Source organism: Hydrogenophaga sp. A37 (assembly GCF_002001205.1).
Lineage (GTDB): Bacteria > Pseudomonadota > Gammaproteobacteria > Burkholderiales > Burkholderiaceae_C > Hydrogenophaga.
Genome location: NZ_MUNZ01000104.1, coordinates 45,901 through 69,365, shown reverse-complemented (window position 1 = coordinate 69,365; position 23,465 = coordinate 45,901). Strand labels below are relative to the sequence as shown.

General features: G+C 66.6%; 24 protein-coding genes. 18 read left to right on the top strand and 6 right to left on the bottom strand.

Annotation, left to right across the window (positions count from 1 at the left end):
* Window positions 1-12 precede the first annotated feature (12 nt).
* The 9 genes from B0E41_RS12600 to B0E41_RS12560 all read left to right on the top strand — a co-directional run bounded on the left by B0E41_RS12600 (window position 13) and on the right by B0E41_RS12560 (window position 8,527).
* Complete coding sequence (locus B0E41_RS12600) at window positions 13-1,014, top strand: ABC transporter permease (RefSeq protein ID WP_077331500.1); 1,002 nt, start codon at window positions 13-15, stop codon at window positions 1,012-1,014.
* Window positions 1,015-1,109: 95 nt separating this feature from the next.
* Window positions 1,110-2,051, top strand: a complete 942-nt coding sequence (locus tag B0E41_RS12595) for an ABC transporter substrate-binding protein (RefSeq protein ID WP_077331499.1) — start codon at window positions 1,110-1,112, stop codon at window positions 2,049-2,051.
* Between the two features lie 127 nt (window positions 2,052-2,178).
* Complete coding sequence (locus tag B0E41_RS12590) at window positions 2,179-3,033, top strand: fumarylacetoacetate hydrolase family protein (RefSeq protein ID WP_077331498.1); 855 nt, start codon at window positions 2,179-2,181, stop codon at window positions 3,031-3,033.
* A 20-nt stretch (window positions 3,034-3,053) separates the two neighbouring features.
* Entirely contained in the window at window positions 3,054-4,340 is a 1,287-nt protein-coding gene (locus B0E41_RS12585) for an L-fuconate dehydratase (protein WP_077331497.1), read from the top strand.
* On the top strand, window positions 4,337-5,212 hold the full coding sequence (locus B0E41_RS12580; RefSeq protein ID WP_077331496.1) for an amidohydrolase family protein: 876 nt from the start codon (window positions 4,337-4,339) through the stop codon (window positions 5,210-5,212). The genes B0E41_RS12585 and B0E41_RS12580 overlap by 4 nt, the downstream gene beginning before the upstream one ends.
* Window positions 5,213-5,270: 58 nt before the next feature.
* The gene (locus B0E41_RS12575) at window positions 5,271-6,047 is read left to right on the top strand and encodes an SDR family oxidoreductase (protein WP_077331495.1); all 777 of its coding nucleotides are present in this window, start codon (window positions 5,271-5,273) and stop codon (window positions 6,045-6,047) included.
* Window positions 6,048-6,056: 9 nt separating this feature from the next.
* Window positions 6,057-6,389 (top strand): L-rhamnose mutarotase, encoded by a 333-nt coding sequence (locus B0E41_RS12570; RefSeq protein WP_077331494.1) that lies wholly within the window; start codon window positions 6,057-6,059, stop codon window positions 6,387-6,389.
* Window positions 6,390-6,570: 181 nt separating this feature from the next.
* Window positions 6,571-7,587 (top strand): PAS domain-containing protein, encoded by a 1,017-nt coding sequence (locus B0E41_RS12565; RefSeq protein WP_171984748.1) that lies wholly within the window; start codon window positions 6,571-6,573, stop codon window positions 7,585-7,587.
* On the top strand, window positions 7,580-8,527 hold the full coding sequence (locus B0E41_RS12560) for a PAS domain-containing protein (protein WP_171984747.1): 948 nt from the start codon (window positions 7,580-7,582) through the stop codon (window positions 8,525-8,527). Before B0E41_RS12565 ends, B0E41_RS12560 begins: the two co-directional genes overlap by 8 nt.
* Window positions 8,528-8,650: 123 nt before the next feature.
* Here B0E41_RS12560 and B0E41_RS12555 read toward each other — a convergent pair whose 3' ends face one another.
* Window positions 8,651-9,751: a GlxA family transcriptional regulator gene (locus B0E41_RS12555; RefSeq protein WP_077331491.1), complete on the bottom strand. Its 1,101-nt coding sequence runs from the start codon at window positions 9,749-9,751 to the stop codon at window positions 8,651-8,653.
* A 152-nt stretch (window positions 9,752-9,903) separates the two neighbouring features.
* Here B0E41_RS12555 and B0E41_RS12550 point away from each other — a divergent pair, with 152 nt between their 5' ends.
* Genes B0E41_RS12550 through B0E41_RS12515 form a run of 8 tightly spaced genes read left to right on the top strand, consistent with a single transcriptional unit; the run spans window position 9,904 to window position 17,490 of the window.
* Entirely contained in the window at window positions 9,904-10,773 is an 870-nt protein-coding gene (locus B0E41_RS12550) for an ABC transporter substrate-binding protein (RefSeq protein ID WP_077331490.1), read from the top strand.
* 10 nt (window positions 10,774-10,783) lie between these two features.
* A complete protein-coding gene (locus tag B0E41_RS12545; protein ID WP_077331489.1) occupies window positions 10,784-11,572 on the top strand; it encodes an amino acid ABC transporter ATP-binding protein in 789 nt (262 codons plus the stop codon).
* 8 nt (window positions 11,573-11,580) lie between these two features.
* Window positions 11,581-12,228, top strand: a complete 648-nt coding sequence (locus B0E41_RS12540; protein WP_077331488.1) for an amino acid ABC transporter permease — start codon at window positions 11,581-11,583, stop codon at window positions 12,226-12,228.
* Complete coding sequence (locus B0E41_RS12535; protein WP_077331487.1) at window positions 12,225-12,911, top strand: amino acid ABC transporter permease; 687 nt, start codon at window positions 12,225-12,227, stop codon at window positions 12,909-12,911. The genes B0E41_RS12540 and B0E41_RS12535 overlap by 4 nt, the downstream gene beginning before the upstream one ends.
* Window positions 12,908-14,317: an amidase gene (locus B0E41_RS12530; protein WP_077331486.1), complete on the top strand. Its 1,410-nt coding sequence runs from the start codon at window positions 12,908-12,910 to the stop codon at window positions 14,315-14,317. The genes B0E41_RS12535 and B0E41_RS12530 overlap by 4 nt, the downstream gene beginning before the upstream one ends.
* Before the next feature lie 14 nt (window positions 14,318-14,331).
* A complete protein-coding gene (locus B0E41_RS12525) occupies window positions 14,332-15,234 on the top strand; it encodes an amino acid ABC transporter substrate-binding protein (protein ID WP_077331485.1) in 903 nt (300 codons plus the stop codon).
* A 37-nt stretch (window positions 15,235-15,271) separates the two neighbouring features.
* A complete protein-coding gene (locus B0E41_RS12520; protein ID WP_077331484.1) occupies window positions 15,272-16,228 on the top strand; it encodes an ornithine cyclodeaminase family protein in 957 nt (318 codons plus the stop codon).
* The gene (locus B0E41_RS12515; protein ID WP_077331483.1) at window positions 16,225-17,490 is read left to right on the top strand and encodes a D-amino acid dehydrogenase; all 1,266 of its coding nucleotides are present in this window, start codon (window positions 16,225-16,227) and stop codon (window positions 17,488-17,490) included. Before B0E41_RS12520 ends, B0E41_RS12515 begins: the two co-directional genes overlap by 4 nt.
* An 85-nt stretch (window positions 17,491-17,575) precedes the next feature.
* Here B0E41_RS12515 and B0E41_RS12510 read toward each other — a convergent pair whose 3' ends face one another.
* Both B0E41_RS12510 and B0E41_RS12505 read right to left on the bottom strand, forming a co-directional pair.
* Window positions 17,576-17,944, bottom strand: coding sequence for a hypothetical protein (locus B0E41_RS12510; RefSeq protein ID WP_077331482.1), 369 nt, complete (start codon window positions 17,942-17,944; stop codon window positions 17,576-17,578).
* 15 nt (window positions 17,945-17,959) lie between these two features.
* Window positions 17,960-18,727 (bottom strand): nuclear transport factor 2 family protein, encoded by a 768-nt coding sequence (locus tag B0E41_RS12505; protein ID WP_077331481.1) that lies wholly within the window; start codon window positions 18,725-18,727, stop codon window positions 17,960-17,962.
* Between the two features lie 229 nt (window positions 18,728-18,956).
* On the opposite strand from B0E41_RS12505, the gene B0E41_RS12500 reads away from it, so the two are divergent.
* Complete coding sequence (locus B0E41_RS12500; RefSeq protein WP_171984746.1) at window positions 18,957-19,847, top strand: helix-turn-helix domain-containing protein; 891 nt, start codon at window positions 18,957-18,959, stop codon at window positions 19,845-19,847.
* 49 nt (window positions 19,848-19,896) lie between these two features.
* On the opposite strand, the gene B0E41_RS12495 is transcribed toward B0E41_RS12500, so the two are convergent.
* The 3 genes from B0E41_RS12495 to B0E41_RS12485 form a co-directional block, all read right to left on the bottom strand.
* Entirely contained in the window at window positions 19,897-20,904 is a 1,008-nt protein-coding gene (locus B0E41_RS12495; RefSeq protein ID WP_077331479.1) for a zinc-binding alcohol dehydrogenase family protein, read from the bottom strand.
* Window positions 20,905-20,928: 24 nt separating this feature from the next.
* Window positions 20,929-21,888: a sugar kinase gene (locus B0E41_RS12490; protein ID WP_077331478.1), complete on the bottom strand. Its 960-nt coding sequence runs from the start codon at window positions 21,886-21,888 to the stop codon at window positions 20,929-20,931.
* A 62-nt stretch (window positions 21,889-21,950) separates the two neighbouring features.
* The gene (locus B0E41_RS12485) at window positions 21,951-23,459 is read right to left on the bottom strand and encodes a mannitol dehydrogenase family protein (RefSeq protein ID WP_077331477.1); all 1,509 of its coding nucleotides are present in this window, start codon (window positions 23,457-23,459) and stop codon (window positions 21,951-21,953) included.
* Window positions 23,460-23,465: the final 6 nt, after the last annotated feature.

Here is a 23,465-nt window from a genome sequence, read left to right as displayed (position 1 = left end):
ACAAGGCATTCCATGACCCAAGCAACTTCCCCCTTCTCCTGGCTGGCCCGCTTTTTCGGGGCGCAGGCCAAACAAAAGCTGCTGGCCTTCGCCAGCCTGATCGCGCTGCTGGTGGTGTTCAGCGTGCTCAAGCCCGACGCCTTCATGACGCAGGACAACTTCATCGGCATCCTGCAGTCCACCACGGTCATCGGCGTGCTCGCCATCGCCAGCACCTTCGTCATCATCACCTCGGGCATCGACCTCTCGGTGGGCGTGTTGATGACCTTCTGCGCCGTGATGGCCGGTGTCTTCATCGTGAACCTGGGCTTCCCCTTGCCACTGGGCATTGCGTGCGCGCTGGCCATGGGTGCACTGTCGGGCGGTGTGTCGGGGCTGGTCATCACCAAGCTCAAGGTGCCGCCCTTCATTGCCACGCTGGGCATGATGATGCTGCTCAAGGGCCTGTCGCTGCTGATCACGCAGACACGCCCGATCTACTTCAGCGACGTGGAAGGCTTCGATCAGATCTCGCTGGGCTCGCTGATCGGCGACGTGTTCCCCTCGCTGCCCATTCCCAATGGCGTGCTCATCCTGTTCCTGGTGGCCGCGGTGTGCGCGCTGGTGCTGAACAAGACGGCCCTGGGCCGCTACACCTTTGCCCTGGGCAGCAACGAGGAAGCGGTGCGCCTGTCGGGCGTGAACGTGGACCGTTGGAAGGTCATCATCTACACCTTTGCCGGCGGTATCTGCGGCATCTCGGGTCTGCTGATCGCCTCGCGCCTGAACTCGGCCCAACCGGCCCTGGGCCAGGGCTACGAACTCGACGCCATCGCCGCCGTGGTGATCGGCGGCACCTCGCTCAGCGGTGGCGTGGGCACGATCCTGGGAACCATCATTGGCGCTTTCATCATGAGCGTGCTGATCAACGGCTTGCGCATCATGTCGGTGGCGCAAGAGTGGCAGATGGTGCTCACCGGGCTGATCATCATCCTGGCCGTCTACACCGACAACCTGCGTCGCAACAAGCCATAAGGAGAGCGCGCCACGCCCCAAGTCCTTCACCTTGCCCCCCACCTTTCTTCCCTGTGATTTCGTTCGACATGCACTTTTTCAACCGGAGACAAAACATGAACACAAAGAGAAAACTGCTGGCCCTCACCGCTGGCCTGGCATTGGCTGGCTTCACCAGCTTCGCATCGGCCCAGGAGATCTACATCCCCCTGGTGTCCAAGGGCTTCCAGCATCAGTTCTGGCAGGCCGTGAAGCAGGGCGCTGACCAGGCTGCCAAGGACTACAAGGTGAAGGTCACCTTCGAAGGCCCCGAAACCGAGCAGCAGGTGGACAAGCAGATCGACATGCTCTCGGCCGCCATGGCCAAGAAACCGGCCGCCATCGGCTTCGCCGCGCTGGACAGCAAGGCCGCCATTCCGCTGCTGAAGAAGGCGCAAGCGGCCAAGATCCCGGTGATCGCGTTTGACTCGGGCGTGGACAGCGACATTCCGGTGACGACGGCCACCACCAACAACGTGGCTGCCGCGGCCCTGGCCGCCGACAAGATGGCCGAGAAGATCGGTGGCGAAGGTGAAGTGGCCGTGATCGCCCACGACCAGACCAGCCGCACCGGCGTGGACCGCCGCGACGGCTTCCTGAACCAGATCAAGGCCAAGTACCCCAAGATCAAGGTGGTGGACGTGCAGTACGGCGGTGACCAGCTGAAGTCGGCCGAGATCGCCAAGACGCTGATGCAGGCCCACCCCAAGCTCAAGGGCATCTTCGGCACCAATGAGCCCGGCGCCATCGGTGCGGGCAAAGGTGTCAAGGAAGCCAAGAAGACGGGCGTGGTGATCATCGGCTTCGACTCCGGCAAGGCGCAGAAAGACATGATCAACGACGGCACCATCGCCGGCTCCATCACCCAGAACCCCGTGGGCATTGGCTACAAGACGGTGGAAGCGGCGGTCAAGGCGCTCAAGGGCGAGAAACTGCCCAAGATCATCGACACCGGCTTTTACTACTACGACAAGTCGAACATGAACGACCCCAAGGTCGCCGCGGTTCTGTACGACTGATCAACCAACGCTCCCCCGCGCTCCGTGCCAGAACACGGCGGAACCGGCTCCGCCGGGCCGCTCGTGTTGCCCCCTGGGGGGTGACGCGCCCCCGGGCGCGGCGCGGGGGGACATCTAAGGAACTACTGTGAAACTCTTGCGCTTTGGGCCAACCGGCCAGGAAAAGCCCGGCGTGCTCGACGCCCAGGGTCGTGTGCGCGACCTCTCCGGCGTGATCGCCGACGTGGCCGGCGCGGCCTTGCTGCCCGAGAGCCTGGCGCGCCTGCAAGCTCTCAACATCGACAGCCTGCCGCTGGTGGCCGGCACGCCGCAACGGGACCTGCGCCTGGGTGCCTGCGTGGGCCAGGTGGGCAAATTCATCTGCATCGGGCTCAACTACTCCGACCACGCGGCCGAGAGCAACATGCCGGTGCCGCCCGAGCCGGTGGTATTCAACAAATGGACCAGCGCGATCGTCGGACCCGACGACGCGGTGGAGATTCCCCGTGGCTCGGTGAAGACCGACTGGGAAGTGGAGCTGGGCGTGGTCATCGGCAAAGGCGGACGCTACATCGAGGAAGCCGACGCGCTGTCCCATGTGGCGGGCTACTGCGTGGTGAACGATGTGTCTGAACGCGAATACCAGCTCGACCGCAGCGGCACCTGGGACAAGGGCAAGGGCTGCGACACCTTCGGCCCCACCGGCCCCTGGCTCGTGACCGCCGACGAAGTGCCCGACCCGCAGGCGCTCAGGATGTGGCTGGAGGTGGACGGCAAGCGTTACCAGGACGGCAGCACCGCCACCATGGTCTATGGCGTGGCCTTCCTGGTCAGCTACCTCAGCCGATTCATGAGCCTGCAGCCGGGCGACGTGATCTCCACCGGCACCCCGCCGGGCGTGGGCCTGGGGCAGAAGCCACCGGTCTACCTGCGTGCCGGGCAGACCATGCGCCTGGGCATCGACGGCCTGGGCGTGCAGACCCAAACCACAGTCCAAGCCTAGACCACCGACACAGGTACCCCATGAGCGTCATCGTTTCCATGCGCGTCATCGACGTGCGCTTCCCCACGTCCCAGCATCTGGATGGCTCGGACGCCATGAACCCGGACCCGGACTATTCCGCGGCCTATGTGGTGCTCGAAACCGACCAGCCGGGGCTGGAAGGCCACGGCCTGACCTTCACCATCGGGCGCGGCAATCAGATCTGCTGCGCCGCCATCGAAGCCATGCGCCACCTGGTGGTGGGCCTGGACATGGCCTGGGTGACCGAGGACATGGGGCGCTTCTGGCGCCACATCACCTCCGACAGCCAGCTGCGCTGGATCGGCCCCGACAAGGGCGCCATCCACCTGGCCACGGGCGCGGTCGTCAACGCCGTGTGGGACCTCTGGGCCAAGCAGGAAGGCGTGCCGGTGTGGGAGCTGGTGGCGCGCATGAGCCCGGAAGAGATCGTCAAGCTGATCGACTTCCGCTACATCACCGACTGCATCACGCCCGAAGAGGCGCTGGCGCTGCTCAAGGAGCGCGCCGTGGGCAAAGAAGAGCGCTGGGCCACGCTGCAGCGCGAGGGCTACCCCTGCTACACCACCTCGGCCGGCTGGCTGGGCTACGACGACGACAAGCTGCGCCGCCTGTGCCAGGCCGCCATCGACGCCGGCTTCAACCACATCAAGCTCAAGGTGGGCCGCGACAAGGCCGACGACATCCGCCGTCTGCGCATCGCGCGCGAGGTGCTGGGACCGGACCGCCACCTGATGATCGACGCCAACCAGGTGTGGGACGTGAACCAGGCGGTGGACTGGGTGCGCGAACTGGCTTTTGCCAAGCCCTGGTTCATCGAAGAGCCCACCAGCCCTGACGACATCGAGGGCCACCGCGTGATTCGCGAAGGCGTGGCGCCGGTCAAGGTGGCCACGGGCGAGATGTGCCAGAACCGCATCATCTTCAAGCAGCTCATCATGCGCGGCGCCATCGACGTGGTGCAGATCGACGCCTGCCGCCTGGGCGGCGTGAACGAGATCCTGGCCGTGATGCTGATGGCGGCCAAGTACAACTTGCCGGTGTGCCCGCACGCGGGCGGCGTGGGCCTGTGCGAGTACGTGCAGCACCTCTCCATGATCGACTACCTGTGCATTGCCGGCACGCGCGAGGGGCGAGTGATCGAATTTGTTGACCACCTGCACGAGCACTTCAAAGACCCTTGCGTCATCCGTGGCGCGGCCTACATGCCACCGTTGGCCCCGGGCTTCTCGATCGAGATGAAGCCTGAGTCACTGAGCCAATACGAATTCCAGCCCCGGGCCGCATGAAGATCGACACCCACCAGCACTTCTGGCACTACAGCGCGCCGGAGTTTCCCTGGATCAGCGAGGCCATGCCGGCCCTGCGGCGCGACTGTCTGCCGGCCGACAACGCCGCAGCCATGCGCGCAGCGGGTGTGGACGGCGTGGTGGCCGTGCAGGCGCGCACGCTGGCCGAGGAAACCGACTTTCTGCTGGGGCTGACCGACCAGCACCCCGAGCTGCTGGGCGTGGTGGGCTGGGCCGACCTGGGCGCCGCCGATCTGGAGCCCCGGCTGCAGGCCTGGTGCGCGCACCCCGCCTTCAAAGGTTTGCGCCACATCCTGCAGGACGAGGCCGACGCATCGGCCTGGGTGCAGGCCAGCGCCCACCAGCGTGGCCTGCGGGCACTTCAACAGCACCAGCGCGTGTACGACGTGCTGGTGTTCGAACACCAGATACCCGCCGCGGTGGCGCTGTGCGCCCGGCACGACGCACACTGGCTGGTGCTCGACCATGTGGGCAAACCCGCGCTGCGCGACTGGGGCGACGACGGCGCGCCGGGCGCATCACGCTGGAGCAGCAGCCTGCGCGAGCTCGCGGCCATGCCGCACGTGATGTGCAAACTCTCCGGCGCGGTGACCGAAACCGACTGGCCGAACCACCACGGCCTGACGCCGCAAGACACCCGCCACATCCTCGCCTGCTTCGACCAGGCGCTGGAAGCGTTTGGCCCGCAACGGTTGATGTTCGGCTCTGACTGGCCGGTGTGCCAACTCTCCTCGCCTTACGACGTGGTGCACGGCCTGGCCGATCAGTGGGCGCGATCGCGCCTGAGTGACGCCGAGCAAGAGGCGTTCTGGAGCGGCAATGCCATTCGGTGCTACGGCCTGAAAAGCTGAGACCGCCGACGCCCGCCATTCCACAAGCCCCCGACAAACCTCAAAGAGAGCCGTATCCATGGACCTGCATCTGAAAGACAAAGTGGTCATCGTCACCGGTGGCGCCAGCGGCATCGGCGCTGCCATCTCGCTCACCCTGGCACAGGAGGGCGCGGTGCCCGTGATCCTGGGCAAGAGCCCGATGTCGGCGGAGTTCACCCAGCAGCTGCAGGCCACGGGTGCGCGCCACCGGTTCATCCAGCTGGAGCTGACCGACGAGGCGGCCTGCGCCGCCGCGGTGGCGCAGACCGTGAGTGAGTTCGGCCGCATCGACGGCCTGGTGAACAACGCGGGCGTCAACGACAGCGTGGGCCTGGACGCCGGACGCGACGCCTTCATCGGTTCGCTGGAGCGCAACCTGATCCATTACTACGTGATGGCGCACCACTGCGTGCCACACCTGAAGGCCACGCGCGGCGCCATCGTCAACGTGTCGTCCAAAACCGCGCTCACCGGCCAGGGCAACACCAGCGGCTACACCGCGTCCAAGGGCGCGCAGCTCTCGTTGACGCGTGAGTGGGCGGCGTCGCTGTTGAACGACGGCGTGCGCGTGAATGCACTGATCCCGGCCGAGGTGATGACCCCGCTGTACGCGCGCTGGATCCAGTCCTTCGAGAACCCCGAAGAAAAGTTGGCCAGCATCACGCGCAAGATTCCGCTCGGCCAACGCATGACGACCTCCGAGGAGATGGCACGCACCTGCGTGTTCCTGCTGTCGGACGCCTCGTCCCACACCACCGGGCAATGGGTGTTCGTTGATGGGGGCTATACCCACCTGGACCGCGCCCTGTCCTGAAGACCCCGCATGCGCTACGCCCTTGCTCTCGATCTGGTGGACGACGCCCAGCGCATCGCCGACTACGAAGAAGCCCACAAAAGCATCTGGCCCGAGGTGCGCGACCACCTGTATGCGCAGGGTGTGCTGGGCATGGAGATCTACCGCCTGGGCACGCGCCTGTTCATGGTGTTGGAGGTGGATCCCGCCGTGTACAGCGTGCAGGGGATGGCCGAGGCCTCGCTGGCCAACCCGGTTATCGAGCGCTGGGAAGCACTGATGTGGACCTACCAGGCCCCCACGCCGTGGACGCCACCGGGAGACAAATGGGTGTTCATGGACCGCATCTTCGAGCTCGCATGAGCGCAGACTGCCTGAAGGGCTGCGATGGCATGCGCTCCTTTCGGGGTGACGGTGTTGGGTGGCGGGACATCATGCCGCTTCGCTCATGACCTGGCTGTCTGCCCCACGCGGTTATGCTGCACGCCTCTGGAAAGTCCAGGGCGGAATTCCCGGACGGAATGCACATTCACCCCGCGTTGCCTTGATCGATCTCTCGCGCTTTTCCCATGCACCTTCGTGGCCCGAGCCACCGTCCATCGTGGCCGCGCGCTCGAAGATGGCCATGCGGCTGTCGTGGATGACGGCGGTGCTGGGGCTGGGCCTGTTTTCGGTGGATCGGCTCACGGGCGTGCCGGCCACGGCCGACAGCATGATGACGCTGGTGCTGGCGGTCATGGGCGCGCTGTCCTGGGTGCTCCTGAAGTTCCGTCACTACAACAGCGTGGCCTGGCTGCTGGTGGTGTTCCTGTTTGGCATGGCGGCGGCATCGACCTGGTTTTTCGGGTCGGTTCGAACGGTCAACATCGCGCTGATCCTGATGGGGCAGGTGGCTTCGGGCATTTTTCTGAGCCGCCGTGGCCTGGTCTGGACCACGGTCGCCGCCATCAGCTTGCTCGGGGTGCTGACCTGGGCCGACGCGGCCGGCATGCTGGCGGGCCAGCCCCGTTTTGTGGTGGGCTGGCGGACCTGGATGACGCAGAGCATCAGCCTGTTGGGTGTGGCCGCGATGATGTACCTGAACCGGACGCAGATGCGCATGGCGCAGGCACTGCACCTTCGCGAAGCGATGCAGCGTCTGAACACCCAGCTCGACCGCGACATCGGGCAGGACCGGTTTGCGCGCCTGTTCCAGTCCAGCCCCACGCCGATCTTCGTGCAGTCGGCGCGCACGGGTGTGATCCTGGACGTGAACCAGGCTTTCGAGCGCACGCTGGGTTATGCGCGCAAGGACGTGTTGAACCGGCGCGAAGGGTTCTTGTGGTTGCAGGACGAAGACCACCAGCGCTTTGTCCGCGACCGCCGTGCCACACGGCGCACCGGGTGGCACCCGATCACGGCGCTGAGCCGCGACGGGCGGCCGCTGGCCTTGCAGATCAGCTGCGAGCGGGACGACGACCCGAATGACGGCATGGTGATCACGGCGATGCGAATGCCAGGCAGCATGGCCAGTGCGCTGCCCACGGTCTATGCGCCGCTGGAGGGCCGGACCGATGCATGATTCGCGTCCCCTGGAAGACCCCGACGAGATCCGTCAGGGGCAGCGGCAAAGCAGCCACCGCAGCGCGCGCTGGGTGATGGTGGTGATTGCGCTGTTGATGCTGGGCATGGCGCTGGTCGATCAAGTGTTGGCCCCGCCCGGGGCGTCGAGGTCTTTCATGTCCCTCTCGATGGGGGGCGCCGCGCTGCTGTCGTACCTGATGCTGCGCCGGCATCGGCCCCAGTGGTTGACGCCGCTGCTGGCCGGTGGCCTGTTGTTCATTGCGGCCGAGATCTACAACGACGGCTCGGTCCGCTCCGCGGCGACCCTGGGCCTGCTGGGCGCGGTGGTGATGGCGGGCACTTACCTGAGCCTGCGCGCGTTGTGGGTCGCCACCGCCGCTGGCCTGCTCATCCTGGGTGCGCTGACCTGGGCGGAGGCCGGTGGGTATCTCGTGAAATCCGACCTGGCGCCCGACCTGCGGTTCTGGCTGATGGGCAGCGTCATCGTGGGCGTGATCGGGGTGTTGCTGCACCACACGCGCAAGGCGACCGACGAGGCCTACCTGCGGCAACTCAACCAGATGGAAGACCGCTTTCGGCTGGAGCACGAGCGGGACCAGTCACTGCGCCGGTTCCAACGCATCTTCCGGCTCAACCCCACCGCGCTCATGATCCAGTTTGCGGGCACGCAGACCGTGCTGGAGGTCAACCCGGCGTTCGAGCGTGGTTTCGGGTACCCGGGCGACCAGATCGTGGGCCAGCCGGCGAGCGGTCTCTGGGCCGACGATGCGTCGTGGCAAACGCACTGCAGGCGCCTGTTTGACAAGGGACGCACCGGTTGGCAAGAAGCCAGCTGGCGACGGTCCGACGGCCAGGCCATCGAGGTGCTGGTCAGCAGCGAGCTGACTGAAGACCCCGCCGGCCTGCTGATCCTCACCACGGTCGTGGGCATGCCGTAGAAGGCGTGGCGTTTGATTCATACGGCGTTGCCTTCAAACGTTTAACTTCGTTGCAACGCCATGCCGTGCTTTCGCACTGTCTGCGGCTTCGCGCCTTGTTCTACGCTTGAATGCAAAGCCGTATCAGCTCGGCTTCGCCAGGGCTTTCCTGAGCCGCCCGGGTGCGACGCCATAACACTGCTGAAAGTGCCGGATGAAGTGCGCGGCGTCGGAGAACCCGCACTCGAACGCAATGTCGTTCACCGTCGAATCGGTCGTGGTCAACAACCAGCGGCCGTATTTCAGCCGTGAGTTCCGGTAGAACTCCGAAGGCGATGCCCCCGTTTCGGCGAGGAAGACGCGCTCCAGCTGGCGGCTGCTGGAGTCCACCAGTCGGGCGATGACGCCGATTTCGAGCGGGGTGGACAGGTTCTTCTCCATCAGGACGATGGCCTGGCGGAGCTTCTCGTTGTCCACGGAGGCATAGCCCAGGGCGTGCCGGCGGGCAATGTGAGACGAAGAGGACCGTTGTGACACGGTCATCTGGTGCACGACCTTGGCGGCACGGTCCGGCCCGCAATGGATGCGGATCAATTCGGCCGCCAGCTCGATGATCGACACGCCTCCCGCGCAACTGATGCGGTTGCCGTCGAACACGTGGTCGCAGTTGGTGGTGTACCGCTCCTTGGGGAACATCCGTTTCCAGTCGTCGACGTGGAAGGGGTGCACGCAGGCCAGCTTGCCTTTCATGAGTCCGGCGCTGGCCAGCGCAAAGGTGCCGGTGCAGATGCCGATGAGGGGCGTGCCCGCGGCATCGACCTGGCGCAGGTAGTCCAGGTACAGGCGGTCAACGCTGCCCATGAACGGCAGCAAACCCCCGATGACGGCGACGTAGTCGAACTTCTCGCCGGGCCGAAGCGCTTCCTGCACCGGGATCTCCACCCCCGAGCTCGCGGTGATGCTGGTGCCGGGGAGGCCCAGCACGCTCCACGAGCAACGCACCTGCCGGCTCTGGTCGCCCACGTCGGCGGCATGCCGGAGCGCATCGCACAGACCCGCGAGCGACAGCAGCGGAAACCGGGGCCACAGGAGGATGCCGATGCGCAGTTCCACGGCGCCGTCCTGGGCGTGTCGGCCGGTCGCCGCGTCCAGGCGGTGAATCAGATGCCCACCGTCCTCCTCACCGCGAGCGCCGGTGGCGGGCGCCGTGGGGGTGGATGTGGCGTCGCTGGGCTTGCTGTCCATGTGCCTTAGGGGTTTTCCCGCGTGTCGCATACGTTCAATTTAACAGCGGTCCCCTGCAACCGCAAAACCGGGGTGCAAACCGATGATCCATTTCACGCCTCCCCGGCGTTCTTCCTCAACTTTTCACCCACCACTTTTCCCCTGGAGTCGATATGAAACGTTCGTTTCTGGTGCGCGCCATGTGCGCCGTTTTTGGTGCCGCGGCTTTCATGCCGCTGGCCATCGCCCAGCCGTCTCCCCCAACAGTCGAGAAGGGGTTGTTCACCGTGGCCTTCACGGGCGACATGCCCGGCACCGGCTACCAGGACGGCAGCATGATCGGCTACGACGGCGAGATCCTGCAGCGGGTGGCCGACTCGCTCAAGCTCAAGGTGAAGCCCGCGCTGATGGAGTGGTCGGGCACCATCGCCTCGGTGCAATCCAAGCGCGTGGACGTGATGGCCGGCACCATGGGCTGGACCGAGCAGCGCTCGAAGATCATGACGCTCTCCGACCCGATCCACTACTTCAAGAACGGGATCATGCAGTCGTCCAAGACGAACTGGTCGACCCTGAAGGACCTGGAAGGCAAGAAGGTCGGCACCATCACCGGCTTCTCTTTCATTCCCGAGCTGCGCAAGATCAACGGCCTGCAGCTGAGCCAGTACGACACCTCGGACGCCGCCGTGCGCGACCTGCTGGCAGGCCGCGTCGACGCCGTGATCGGCGATCCGCCGGTGGTGCAGTACGCCATCTCACGCAATGCGCAGTGGAACCTGCGCTTCAACGCGTTCACCGACAACAACCCCGATTTCCCGCTGTTGACCGGGCTGGGCCAGGTGGTGTTTGGCCTGAGCAAGGACAACCCCGAGCTGGCCGCTGCGGTGAACGCCGAGATCGCCAAGCTGTGGCAGAAGTGCGAGCTCAAGAAGATTGGCGAGCGCTACGGCCTGGTGCAGGACGTCTGGTACGTGCCGGCCGGCAAGAACTTCCGCGCTGGCGTTGACCGCCCGGCCAACTGGTCGCTCCCCGGCTGCAAGTGAGACCGCGTCCATGAACCAGCACCTCCTGCGCGTCGAAGGGCTCCAGAAGAGCTACGGCCCGCTCCAAGTCCTGAAGGGCATTTCCCTGGACCTGCGCAAAGGCGAGACCCTGTCCCTGATCGGGCCGAGCGGGTCGGGCAAGTCCACCTGCCTGCGGTGCATCAACTTCCTGGAACGCCCCACGGCGGGCGCCATCTTTCTGGAAGACGAACGCATCGGGCAGTTGCCCGACGGGCGCGGGGGGTTGCGCCTGATGTCCGACCGTGAGCTGGCCCCGCAACGGGCCGAGATCGGCATGGTGTTTCAAGGCTTCTACCTGTGGCCGCACTTGAACGTTCGCGACAACGTCGCGCTCGGCTCCATCCGGGCCGGTGGCATGGCGCGAACCGAGGCCCACGAGTTGGCCGAGGAGATGCTGGACAAGGTGCACCTGCGCCACAAGGCCGATGAATACCCGGAGCGGCTCTCGGGCGGTCAGCAGCAGCGCGTGGCCATCGCCAGGGCGCTGGCGCAGCGGCCCAAGCTGATCCTGTTTGATGAACCCACGTCGGCGCTGGACCCGGAGCTGGTGGGTGAGGTGCTGGGGGTGATCCGCGAGCTGGCGGAAGAGGGGCGCTCCATGGTCCTGGTGACCCACGAGATCCGGTTTGCCCGCGACGTGGCCGACCGGGTCATCTTCATGGACCAGGGGCACATCGTGGAACAAGGCAGCGCGGCCGAGGTCATTGACACGCCACGCGTGGACCGCACGCGCAGCTTTCTCGGTCAGGTCGGCGCCAGTGCCGGCCACGCCACATGACGCCGGCCATGGAGACCTTTGCCAGCATTCTGGGCACCTTGGCGGCCGGTGCGGTCACCGCGCTCCAGGTGGCCGTGGGCGCTTTCGTGATCGCCAGCCTGCTGGGCCTGGGCCTGGCGGTGCTGCGCGTCTTTTCGCGCAACCAACTGCTGCAACTGGGCCTGGCGGCCTACATCGAGTGGATGCGCAACGTCCCGGCACTGGCGCATCTGTTTCTGCTGTATTTCGGCCTGGCCACGGTTGGTGTGCGCCTGTCGCCGCTGCTCGCGGCCGTGGTCGGGCTGGGCCTGGTGGGCGCGGCGGTGCTGTGTGACGTGTTTGCCGCGGGCTTGAAGTCGCTGCATGTGGGGCAGCGTGAAGCGGCCCTGGCGGTGGGCCTCACGCCGGGCCAGACGCTGCGCCACGTGCTCGTGCCGCAGATGTTTCGCGCGACGTTTCCGTCGCTGGCGAACTACACCACCGCGCTGATCAAGGACACCTCGATCGCCTCGGCCATTGCCGCGCCCGAGATCATGTTCTACGCGAGAAACCTGGTGACATCGACCTTCGAAACCACGCTGATCTACCTGGCGGCCATGCTGCTGTACGCGGCCATGGTGTTGCCCGTGGCCTGGGGTTTCAAACGGGTCGAACGGACCATGGAGAAGGCGCGATGACTGAGTTCTTTCTGACCTACCTGGCGTACCTGCCCGACTGGGGGCCACGGCTGGTGGACGGCGCGCTGGTGACGGCCCGTCTCTCGCTGGTGGGCTTCGTGATGGCCCTGGGTCTGGGGGCCTTGCTGGTCGCCATGCAACGCAGCGGTGCCGCCGTGTTGGCGGTGGCGGCCAATGCCTATGTGCAGTTCGTGCGCACCGTGCCCTTGCTGGCGCTGCTGCTGGCGCTGTACTTCGCCCTCCCGCCGCTGGGGCTGACGCTGTCGGGCTACTGGGCCGGCGCGCTCGGTCTGGGTCTGCACGGTTCGGCCTATGTGGCCGAGATCCTTCGGGGCGGCTTGACGGCCATCCACCGGGGTCAGCGGGAGTCCGCGCTGGCGGTGGGGCTCTCGCCGTTGCAGGTGTTCGTCCACGTGGTGTTTCCCCAGGCGCTGCGCATCATGCTGCCGCCCTTGCTCAACACCTACGTGGCCTTGCTGAAGGACAGTTCCTTGTGCGCGCTCATTGCCACCGACGAACTCATGCTCGCGGCCCGCGCCATTTCGAGCGAGTCCTTCCTGCCGCTGCACATTTTCTTGCTGGTGGGGTTGTTCTATTTCGGGATCGCGTTTCCGCTGTCGATGCTCTCGCGGCTGCTGGAGCGGCGGTTGAACCGTGGTCGACGTGTGTTGGGGGTTGCATGAGCGTTATTCAGTTCGATCCCGCTTTTGCCTCCATCGAAGAGGCGACACATGCCCTGGATACGGGCGAACTCACCAGCGTGTCGCTGGTGGAACAGCAACTCGGTCGAATCCAGCGGCTGGACCATCAGCTGCACGCCTTTGTCGACGTCTATGCCGAGGAAGCACTGGAGTCCGCGTTGGCCATGGATGGCTTGCGCCGCGCCGGGGTCCGCCTGGGCCCCTTGCACGGCGTCACCGTGGCGGTGAAAGACCTGTTTCACATCGGCGGCAAGCCCATCACCGGCGGCTCGGGGGCCTTGCCCGCCCGTGTCTCCACCACCACGGCGACGGTGGTGGAGCGCCTGCGCAGTGCGGGCGCCATCGTGATCGGCAAGACCCACACGGTGGAATACGCCTTTGGGGGCTGGGGGACCAACGAGGTCATGGGCACGCCGTGGAATCCCTGGGACATGCAGACGCACCGGGTCCCCGGGGGGTCGAGCAGTGGGTCTGCGGTGGCGGTGGCCGCGGGCATGGCCTGCGCCGCCATCGGCACCGACACCGGTGGATCGGTGCGCATACCCGCCGGGCTGTGTGGCCTGGTCGGGCTGAAGACGACACACGGCCTGATCAGTCGGCACGGCCTGATCGAGCTGTGCCCCACCCACGACACGGTGGGTCCGCTGGCGCGCACTGTGCGGGATTGCGCTCTTCTGCTGGACGTGATGGCCGGTGCCGATCCGCGCGATCCGGTGTCGCAGGAGGCGCCTGTCCGGCGGGTCATCGACGGTGTGAACGTGATGCCGCGCGGTGCCCGCCTCTGGGTGTTGCCCGCGCAGGAACGGGTGGGGGTGGAGGCGGCGGTGCTGGCGGCATACGACGAGGCCCTGGCCACGCTCCAGGGCCTGGGCATGCAACTGGTGGAGAAGCCGCTTCCCCAGAGTTGCGCCGATTCCATGCGCATCGCTGGCCGGCTGATGAGCGCCGAGGGATACGACAACCTGGGGGCGCTGTTTGAGCGTTCGAACCTGAAGTTCGACGCCCATGTCCGCCGGCGCATCCTGCTGGGGCGCGATGTGGCGGCGGGGGAATACCTGCGGCTGCTCCGGGCGCGCGATCAGGCCCGGCACGACATGCTGGCCGCCATGGATGGCATCGAGGCCTGTGTGTTTCCCACCAATGCGATATCGGCCATTCCGGTGGCCGATGTGGACGAACTCGCCACACCGCTCTCTCGATTTGGCCGGTTCGTCAACCTCATGAACCTGTGCTCGCTGGCCGTGCCCGCCGGTCTCTCCCCCGAGGGCATGCCGATCTCCATCCAGTTCATCGGACGCCCTTGGGACGAGCCGCTGGTGTTCCGCCTGGGCCATGCCTTCGAGCAGGCCACGCCCTGGCACCGCCTGCGCCCCGGTGGGCTTGACTGAAGGCAGGGTGCGACATGAACCCGATCCTTCACCTGTCAGGCAAACGCCTGTTGATCGCATGGCTGCTGGGCGCATCGCTGGCCGCAGGGGCAACGGAATCCGTGCCTTCGCCCCACGAGAGCCCGGCCTGGTCTCGCATGGCCCAGAGCGGCCGCATCCGGGTGGGGTACATCCCCACGCCCGGCACGTTTGCGTTTCAGGACGCGCAAGGTCAAACCGTGGGGTATTCGATCGACATCTGCAGGCGGGTGATCGACAAGCTGCGCCAGCGGCTGGCTCGCCCGGACCTGACCCCGGAGTTCCTGCCCATCCAGGCATCGGACCGCATCCCGATGCTCAAGGCTGGAGCGATCGACCTGGAGTGCGGGGGCAACACCAACACACTGGCCCGGCAAAAGGACGTGGATTTTTCCCACACCTTCTTCAACACCGGCCTTCGACTGCTCGCGAGGAAAACACTGCGGGTGGACAGGGTCAACGATCTCGCGCGCAAGCGGATTGCGGTCGCGCGCGGCACCACGGCAGAAGCCCGCTTCAAGAGCCTGCAGCTGGAACGGGGCGTTCAAGTGGTCGCGGTGGGGTCAGACGCCGAGGGGTTGAAGCTGCTGGAGGACGGCGAGGTGGACGCCTACGCCCAGGACGACGTGCTGCTGTACGGACTGATGGCGCTTTCAAAGCTCAAAGACGGGCTGGCGGTGACCGGGCCGTTCATGACGGTGGAGCCCTACGCCTTCATGCTGCCCAAGGACGATCTTGCGCTGAGAGCGGTGGTGGATCGCAGCTTGCTGGAACTGATGCATTCGGGGGAGCTGCTGTCCATCTACCGCAAGTGGTTCGACAGTGAACGCCTGCGCATCCCCATGAGCATCTACATGAAAGAAAACATCCGGTTCCCCAACAAGTACGGCATTCCATGACCCGTCTTCTTTTCAACCCGCTCACTTCTGTTGACCCATGAACCCCCACTTCATCAGCGACGCCGACATCGCCAGGCTCCTCGACTACCCCAGCGTGGTCGAGGTACTCGACCAGGCCTATCAGGACTTTGGCGCCGGGCTGGCCAGCGTGCACCCTCGAACCCGCAGCGAATGTGCCGACGCGCGGCTCAGTTCGATGGGCGGCATCTGGACCGGTCGCAGCGTGGCGGCGGTCAAGGTGTATCCCACGATGGCCGGTCGCTTCAGTTTTCTCGTCAATCTGTTTGATCTGGACACCAACACCGCGCTCGCCGTGCTGGAGGGCAATGAACTCACCCGCTTCCGCACGGCGGCCCAGACGGCCCTGATCGCCCGCCAGGTGGTTCCGGCGGGCGCGAGCAAACTGGCCTTGTTTGGCGCCGGCCTGCAGGGCCGTGCGCAAGCCGATGCGCTCTGTGGCGTGTTCCGGTTTCAGGAGATCGCAGTCGTCGATCCCTTGTGTGATGAGGACTGGTGCCGACAGCTCGCGCAACGCACCGGCGCCAGCGTGCATGCCTGTTCGGCGGAAGAGGCCGTGCGGGGCGCGGACGTCGTGGTGACCGCCACCCGTTCGACGGAGCCGGTGTTTCTCGGCCATTGGCTCAAACCGAGGGCGTTCGTGGCCGCCATCGGCATCAGCTCACCGAAAGGGCGGGAGCTGGACGACACGACGCTGGACCGGGCTTCGCGCGTGATCGTGGAGTGGTTGCCCCAGAGCCTGCAGGAGGCGGGCGACATCGTTCTGTGGAACGCGTCACAAGCGACGAAGCTGGACAAGACGCTGGACCTGCCCGCGCTGTACGGCGGCCTGGCGCCGTGGCCGAACTCGGGCTCGTGCATCACCGTGTTCAAGTCTGTGGGAACGGGGCTTGCGGACACCGCTTGCGCCTACCTGGCCTACCAGCGTTCGCATGCCTCCGAACGCGTGAATGAAAGACGGGAGGTCCGCGCATGAAGGTCTGCGTCGTTGGTGCCGGCATCGTGGGCTGCGCCACCGCCTACCAGCTCGCCCGGCAAGGGTTTGAGGTGATGCTGGTTGACAGCGAGCAGGGGCCAGGCCGCGGCACCAGCTTTGCAAACGGCGCCCAGCTCAGCTACAGCTATGTCGAGCCGCTCGCGTCGCCCGCGACCCTGCTGGGGCTTCCATCGATGTTGCTGTCGCCCGACTCGCCGCTGCGCTTTCGCTTGAGGCTCGACGTGCGCCAGTGGTGGTGGTGCCTGCAGTTCCTGAGCGCCTGCAACGCCCGGCAATCGCGCCAGGGCACCCGGGAGCTGCTCCTGCTGGCCCAGCTCAGCCGTGCCACCCTGGAGCAATGGATGGCGCAGGAAGCCTGGGCGTTTTCCTTTCAGCAGAACGGCAAGCTCGTGCTGTGCCCGGACGCCGACACGCTGCGGCGGCAGGTCGCGCAGGTGCGGTTCCAGTCCGATCTGGGGTGCCAGCAGGCCGTGTTGAACCCGCAGGCCTGTGTGGACAAGGAGCCCGCCCTGAGCGGGTATCTGGGGCGGTTTGCGGGTGGGGTCTGGACGGCCGATGAATGTGTCGGGGACCCGCATGCGCTGAGTGTTCAGATGACGCAGAGCCTGCTGCGCATGGGCGGGCAGCTGCACTTTGACACGGCCGTCACGGGGTTTTCTGTGCGGGGCGGCCGGATCGTGGCGGCGCAGACGCCCGGCGGCGCACTCGCAGCGGACGTGTTCGTGATCGCCAACGGTGCCGCGGCCCCGCGGCTGGCCGCGTCGGTCAATGTGTCTCTGCCGATCTATCCGATCAAGGGCTACAGCATCACCCTGCCGATCCACTCACCGCAGAAGGCGCCCGTGGTCAGCGTGACCGATCTGGGGCGAAAGACGGTGTTTGCGCCGCTGGGTGGGCGGCTGCGGGTCGCGGCCATGGCCGAGGTGGTCGGACACGACCTGTCCATTCCCCCGTCGCGCATCCAGCGGATGGTGCAGGCGGTGGACACGCTGTTTCCCGGCGCATGCGGGTTTGAAGAAACCCAGCCCTGGGCGGGCCTGCGCCCGGCGACCCCCACCGCCGTGCCGATCACGCGGCAGATGGGTCCGGCCAATCTCTATGTCAATGCGGGCCACGGGGCGCTGGGGTTCACGCTGGCCGCTGGCAGTGCCGTGGTGCTGGGGCGGCAGATCATGAGCCACGGGCCCCTGCGGCAGCCCATGGCACAGATCACTGGAGCGGGTGCCGGGTCCTCGTCATGACGGCCAGGCGTCCGCCGCCTTCAGCGCCATGGCCGGCATGGAAGCGGCCGTGTCCGCCTGGCGCGTTCCGGCCGACGCCCGAACGCTACTTCTCGTAGCGCGTCATGCGCATCGTCGAGGCCTCGAGCTTCGACATGAACGGCGCGGCGGCAGGAGCTTTCTCGAAGCTCGCCATGGATGCGTCGGCGTCTTTCGCCGAGCGCCAATGCACGATCACCAGCCACTCGCCGTCCGCGCCGTGCGCGCTCTCGCGCGACACGAAGCCAGGCTGCTGGGCGACGTGTTCACGCTCCACCGCCTTGTCGATCGGAGCGAACTCCGCTGCCGACACACCCGCCTTGAGCTTGAACGTGACGATTTCGATGACGTTGCCGCCCTGGCCGGCTGCCAGGGCCGGCTGGACCGCGAAGGTGGCCGAGAGAACGCTGCTCAGCAAGAACTTCCAGGGATTCATGCAGGCCTCCCTGCGTCAGAACTTGCCGTTGGCGTTCTTCCACTCCGACCGAGCCGGGATGGTTTCGATCGTGTCCCAGTGCTCGGCGATCTTGCCGTTCTCGACCCGGAAGAGGTCGAAGAACGCGCTCGGCTTGCCGGCGAACTCGCCCTCGCTGGCCACGAGCACGAAGTTGCCTTCGCCCAGCACCTTGTGCACCTTGCTGTACTTCATCGTCACGCCGGCTTTGGCCATGGCCTGCAAAGCCGCGCCGAGGCCGGACAGGCCATCGGCGATCTGCGGGTTGTGCTGGTGGTAGTTGTCGCCGGTGTAATAGCCCGCCAGGCGGTCCATGCGGCCGTTCACCAGGATGTCGTCGACGAACGACGCGACCAGTTGTTTGTTGGCAGCGGTCTTGTCCAGGTCTGTCGCCACGGTCGGTCCGTCGATCATCGTGCGCCCGCTCGGGTTGGGTTGGGCCGGCGTCTCCTGCAGGTTGTCCCAGTGTTCGACGATCTTGCCGTCTTCAAAACGGAAGATGTCGAAGCCGATCTTCGGGCCGAAGAAGTTGTAGTCGGTGTGCGTGAAGACAAAGTCACCGTCCTGGAAGACGCGCGCCGTGTTCACTTTCGCCGACCCCTTCGGCAGGGCCTGCAGCACCGCGCCGAAGCCTGCCAGGCCCTCGCCGACGGCGAGGTTGTGCTGGATGTACTTGTTGGGATTGACGACAGCCACCGGCGCGGACTCGCCGGTTTCGATGGCTTTGAGCAGTGCGACGACTTGCTGTTTGGGCTGAGAGGACATGGGGGTTCCTTTGGGAGAAGAGGTGGTCGATGCGCAGCCAGCGACGACCGCCAGAAGGCCCCATGTGACGACTTGCTTGGAGAGGGTTCGGAAGGAGGGCATCGGGGTGAACGTTGGTTGGTTTGAGGCACGTACTTTGCCGGCGTCGAGCCCCGTCTGCCAGGTCACTGTCGGGCAATTGATGGTAGAAATCGCGCATGCACGCCCATGTGTGCCGAAAGGACGGTTCGTGACCCAACCCACCAAGTCGCTGCGAGAGACGCGCTTCGAGAGTGCCCGACTGAACCCTATCGGGGTGGAACTGATGACCTTGTCGGAACTGCGCGCCCGGGTGTCCCCGAGGCTGTTTGTCGTGACGGAGCGCGTCGAGTTCTTCATGGTTCTCGTGGCGACCGAAGGGCGTGGAGAACACCTGGTCGACTTCGAGCACTTCGGCCTGCGCACCGGCCAGGTCGTTTTTGTGAGGCCCGGACAGGTGCAGCAATGGCAGCCGGCGAAGGGTCTCGAAGCGGATGTGCTGCTGATCGATCCGGCCGTCGTGCAGCCGAAGGCAGCGAAATCCGAGCCGGGGACGATGGCCATGCTGCGTCTGGAGGATTGGCCGGTCCACTTCAAACTGGACGCTGACGGGCTGGCGGCCTGGAAGGCTTTGGCCGCGATGCTCCGCAGGGAACTCGATCAACCGGTGCTGGACGGGCTGTCGGCCGCCATGGCGCGCGAGCTGCTCATGTGCCAGATGCTCAGCCTCAGCCGTTCTGCGACCGGGCCTGCGACGGCGCCCACGGTGCAGGCCGTTTTGATTCGGCGTTTGCGGCGCGAGCTGGAAGGCTTGGTCGACACCCGCCCGTCCGTGGCACTGATCGCCCGGAGGCTGCGCGTTTCAACGAGCACCTTGACACGCACCTGCAACGACGTGCTGGGGCATTCGGCCAAGGAGGCCGTGGATCGGCGCGTGGCTTTGGAGGCTCAGCGCTTGCTCGTGCACAGCACGTCGACGTCGGTCGCCATCGGTGAGCTGCTGGGCTTCAGTGAGCCGACGAACTTCGTCAAGTTCTTTCGGCGGCGCGTGGGGACGACGCCGGAGGCCTTCCGACAGGCGCATCACCTGCAGCGCCGCTAACGGCGTGAGACACCTGAGGCGGGCCGCGCTGCCCCGCCGCCGGGTCCGCTCAACACTCGACGATGGCCTTGATCACCCCGGCGGCCGGGTCGAGCAGGGTCTGGAACTGCGTCGGCACATCGGCCAGCGCCAGGCGGTGGGTGTTCAACGCGGACGGGATCAGGCCCGCGCGCATGGCGTCGAGCACGGTGATGAAGTCTTCGGTGGTGGCGTTGCGGCTGCCCAGCAGCGTCATCTCGCGCTTGTGGAATTCGGGGTCGGAAAAAGTGAGGTTCGCGCCGACCACCGAGATCAGCACATAGCTGCCGCCGTGCGCCACGAACCTGAAGCCGCGTTCCATGGCCTGGGGGTTGCCGGTGGCGTCGAACACCACGTCGAAGAACTCGCCGTCCGTGAGCTGGGCGAGTTGCGCTTCGTCGCCTTCGCCCAGCGGCACACCGGCGTGGATGCCCAGCGCGCCGGTGCAGAAGTCCACCCGGTCTTTCCGCCCGTCCAGCGCGGTGACGGTGGCGCCGCGCAGTTGCGCAAAAATCATCGCGGCCATGCCGATGGGGCCGGCCCCCACCACGAGCACGCGCTGCCCCGGGCGCAGGGCCGAGCGGCGCACCGCGTGGGCGCCGATGGCCAGGAACTCCACCATGGCGGCCTGGTCGAGCGACACGCCCTCGGCCTTGTGCACGAAGGCCTGGGGCACGGTCAGGTATTCGGTGAAGGCGCCGTCGCGGTGCACGCCGAGCACCTGGATGTTCGTGCAGCAATTCGTCTTGCCCGCGCGGCAGGCGATGCAGGTGCCGCACGAGAGGTAGGGCATGACGTAGACCGTGTCGCCGGGGCGCAGGGCGCTGTCGGCCGGGGCGGCTTCGACGATGCCCGAGAGCTCATGGCCCATCACGCGCGGGTAGCTCAGGTAGGGCTGTTTGCCGGTGAAGATGTGCAGGTCGGTGCCGCACACGCCCACGCGCTTGACGCGCAGCAGCACCTCGTGGGCGCCTCGTTCGGGCATGGGGCGGTCCTGGGCCAGCAGGGTGCCGGGGGTTTCGCAAACAACGGTCAGCATGGGTTCCTTGGGTTCAATGGATGTTCAAACAATGTCTTGTGCGGTCAGCTCGGCCCGGGTGGGCAGGCCTTCCATGTCGCCGATGACCTGCAGCGCGCGCGAGGCGATCCAGTTGGCGCGCCGCAGGGCCTGGGGCCAGGTCAGGTCTTCCAGCCGGGCGCTGATGATGCCCACGGCAAACGCGTCGCCGGCGCCCACGGTGTCCACCACCACGGGCACCGGCACGCCGGGCACCTGGCCGTGTTCGCCGCTGGCGGTGCGGAAGTAGGCGCCTTCGACACCCATCTTCACCACCACGGCTTTCGCACCCCGGTCGATGTACCAGGCGGCGATGTCGGCGGGGCTGCTCTGGCCGGTCAGCAGCTGGCCTTCGGCATGGCCGGGCAGCACCCAGTCGGCGTGGCGGGCGAGCTCATTCAGCGTGTCGCGCATGGTGGCCGTGTCGGGCCACAGGCTGGGGCGCAGGTTGGGGTCGAACGAGACGCTGCGGCCGGCGCCGCGCAGGGTCATCATGGCGTGGGCCACCAGTTCGCGGGCCGCGGGCGACAGCGCCGGGGTGATGCCGGTGGTGTGCAGGTGCCGGACCTTGAGTGCGTAGTCGAGCTTGAGGTGTGCCTTGCCGAGCTGGCTGGCGGCCGAGCCACGGCGGTAATACTCGATGGCCGGGTCGCTGCCGTCCACGCTGCGCGACTTGAGCATGAAGCCGGTGGAGCGGTTCGGGTCCACCTCCACCTGCGAGGTGTCCACGCCTTCGGCTTCAATGGTCTGGCGCACGTAGCGGCCAAACGAGTCGGCCCCCACGCGGCTGACCCAGCCCACCTTGAAACCCAGGCGCGCCAGGCCGATGGCGACGTTGCTGTCGGCCCCCGCCAGCCGCTTGTTGAAGCTCTGCACCTGGTCCAGCGGCCCGGGCTCCTGCGCCACCAGCAGCGCCATGGTTTCGCCCAGCGACAAGACGTCGAGTTGTTCGGGCGCTGCGCGCATTGGAATACCTTCGCCCTGCGGGCTGCGGTGCGAGCTTGCTTGGGAACGGCCCGGCGCTGCGCTCATGAGGCCAGCTCCCCGAGGTTCACGGCCTCCAGCGTGGCCAGCACGCCGTGCGTCTGCAGCGATTGCAGGGCTTTGCGCAGCGCGGCAGCCAGCGCTGCGTTGCCCGCCAGATCGCCAAACACCGGCGCGTAGGACAGCATGGTCTGCACGGCTTCGATGCTGACTCCCTGGCCCAGCGAGCGCTGGTGCAGCTCTGTCAGTTCGGCGGCGTGGGGGTCGTCGATGGGGTAGGGCTGGCCCAGCTCGTCAACGCCGCGCAGGTAGTGCATCCACGCCGCCACGCCCAGTGCCATGCGGGGCACGGGCAGGCCGGTGGCCAGCCGGTCGCGCACGGTGCCCAGCAGGCGCTGGGGCAGCTTCTGCGAGCCGTCCATGGCGATCTGCTGCGTGCGGTGGGCCAGGGCGGGGTTGGCGTAGCGGGCCAGCAGGTTGGCGCGGTAGGCGGGCAGGTCCAGGCCGGGCAGTTCGGCCAGCGTGGGTTCGATTTCATCGCGCATCAGCGCTTCGATGTGCTCGCGCAGCGGCGCCTGGGCAATGGCTTTGTCCACCGTCTGCCAGCCGGCCATGGCACCCAGGTAGGCGATGCTGGAGTGCGTGCCGTTGACCATGCGCAGCTTGAGCCGCTCAAAGGGTTCGGCGTCTTCGACGAAGCGCGCGCCGCCCTGCGTCCAGTCGGGTCGGTCGGCGGCGAAATGATCTTCCACCGCCCAGTCGAAGAAGGGTTCGCCCAGCACCGGCCAGCGGTCTTCGCACCCGAGCGCCTGGCTTACCGAAGCGCGGTCGGCGTCGGTGGTGCGGGGCACGATGCGGTCCACCATGGAGCAGGGAAAGCGGCATTCGGCGGCGATGCGCTGGGCCAGCGCCGGGTCCACCGCTTGCGCAAAACGCAGCACGGCGCCGCGCAGCACGCGGCCATTGGCGGGCAGGTTGTCCAGCGACATCAGTGTGAGCGGCCCGTGGCCGCGCGCCAAGCGCAGCTGCAGCCCGAACACCAGCAGGCCGATGGCCGAGCGCGGTTTGGCGGGGTGGGCCAGGTCGTGGGCGATGTCCGGGTGGTCCAGCCGCAGCGCGCCGGTGGCCGGGTCGTGGCAGTAGCCTTTTTCCGTCACCGTCAGGCTCACGATTCGAGTGTCTGCGGCGGCGATGGCGTCGAGCACCGCTTGCGGGTTTTCGGGGGCCACCAGCAGGCTGCGCACCGCGCCGATCACCTGCAGGCTTTGGCGCGGTTGGCCCTGCTCGTCGGCGTCGCGGATCGCCAAGGTGTACAGACCGTCCTGCGGTGCCAGGGCGTCGCGCGTGTCGGGCTGGCGCAGCGAAACGCCGACGATGCCCCAGCGCAGGTCGCCCGCGGCCATGGCCGCTTCGGTGGCGGCGGCCATGTGGGCGCGCATGAAGGCGCCGATGCCCAGGTGCACGATGCCGTTTTTCAAGGCTGTGCGGTCATAGTCGGGCCGCGTCACGGCGGCGGGCAACGCGCCCACCGTGCTGTCGTTCAATCGATTCATGTCCAC

Excerpts from the sequence above, each read along its gene's own strand:
- B0E41_RS12600 (WP_077331500.1), top strand. The coding sequence starts at position 13 with ATGACCCAAGCAACTTCCCCCTTCTCCTGGCTGGCCCGCTTTTTCGGG.
- B0E41_RS12595 (WP_077331499.1), top strand. The coding sequence starts at position 1,110 with ATGAACACAAAGAGAAAACTGCTGGCCCTCACCGCTGGCCTGGCATTG.
- B0E41_RS12585 (WP_077331497.1), top strand. The coding sequence starts at position 3,054 with ATGAGCGTCATCGTTTCCATGCGCGTCATCGACGTGCGCTTCCCCACG.
- B0E41_RS12580 (WP_077331496.1), top strand. The coding sequence starts at position 4,337 with ATGAAGATCGACACCCACCAGCACTTCTGGCACTACAGCGCGCCGGAG.
- B0E41_RS12575 (WP_077331495.1), top strand. The coding sequence starts at position 5,271 with ATGGACCTGCATCTGAAAGACAAAGTGGTCATCGTCACCGGTGGCGCC.
- B0E41_RS12570 (WP_077331494.1), top strand. The coding sequence starts at position 6,057 with ATGCGCTACGCCCTTGCTCTCGATCTGGTGGACGACGCCCAGCGCATC.
- B0E41_RS12560 (WP_171984747.1), top strand. The coding sequence starts at position 7,580 with ATGCATGATTCGCGTCCCCTGGAAGACCCCGACGAGATCCGTCAGGGG.
- B0E41_RS12555 (WP_077331491.1), bottom strand. The coding sequence starts at position 9,751 with ATGGACAGCAAGCCCAGCGACGCCACATCCACCCCCACGGCGCCCGCC.
- B0E41_RS12550 (WP_077331490.1), top strand. The coding sequence starts at position 9,904 with ATGAAACGTTCGTTTCTGGTGCGCGCCATGTGCGCCGTTTTTGGTGCC.
- B0E41_RS12545 (WP_077331489.1), top strand. The coding sequence starts at position 10,784 with ATGAACCAGCACCTCCTGCGCGTCGAAGGGCTCCAGAAGAGCTACGGC.
- B0E41_RS12540 (WP_077331488.1), top strand. The coding sequence starts at position 11,581 with ATGGAGACCTTTGCCAGCATTCTGGGCACCTTGGCGGCCGGTGCGGTC.
- B0E41_RS12535 (WP_077331487.1), top strand. The coding sequence starts at position 12,225 with ATGACTGAGTTCTTTCTGACCTACCTGGCGTACCTGCCCGACTGGGGG.
- B0E41_RS12530 (WP_077331486.1), top strand. The coding sequence starts at position 12,908 with ATGAGCGTTATTCAGTTCGATCCCGCTTTTGCCTCCATCGAAGAGGCG.
- B0E41_RS12525 (WP_077331485.1), top strand. The coding sequence starts at position 14,332 with ATGAACCCGATCCTTCACCTGTCAGGCAAACGCCTGTTGATCGCATGG.
- B0E41_RS12520 (WP_077331484.1), top strand. The coding sequence starts at position 15,272 with ATGAACCCCCACTTCATCAGCGACGCCGACATCGCCAGGCTCCTCGAC.
- B0E41_RS12515 (WP_077331483.1), top strand. The coding sequence starts at position 16,225 with ATGAAGGTCTGCGTCGTTGGTGCCGGCATCGTGGGCTGCGCCACCGCC.
- B0E41_RS12510 (WP_077331482.1), bottom strand. The coding sequence starts at position 17,944 with ATGAATCCCTGGAAGTTCTTGCTGAGCAGCGTTCTCTCGGCCACCTTC.
- B0E41_RS12505 (WP_077331481.1), bottom strand. The coding sequence starts at position 18,727 with ATGTCCTCTCAGCCCAAACAGCAAGTCGTCGCACTGCTCAAAGCCATC.
- B0E41_RS12495 (WP_077331479.1), bottom strand. The coding sequence starts at position 20,904 with ATGCTGACCGTTGTTTGCGAAACCCCCGGCACCCTGCTGGCCCAGGAC.
- B0E41_RS12490 (WP_077331478.1), bottom strand. The coding sequence starts at position 21,888 with ATGCGCGCAGCGCCCGAACAACTCGACGTCTTGTCGCTGGGCGAAACC.
- B0E41_RS12485 (WP_077331477.1), bottom strand. The coding sequence starts at position 23,459 with ATGAATCGATTGAACGACAGCACGGTGGGCGCGTTGCCCGCCGCCGTG.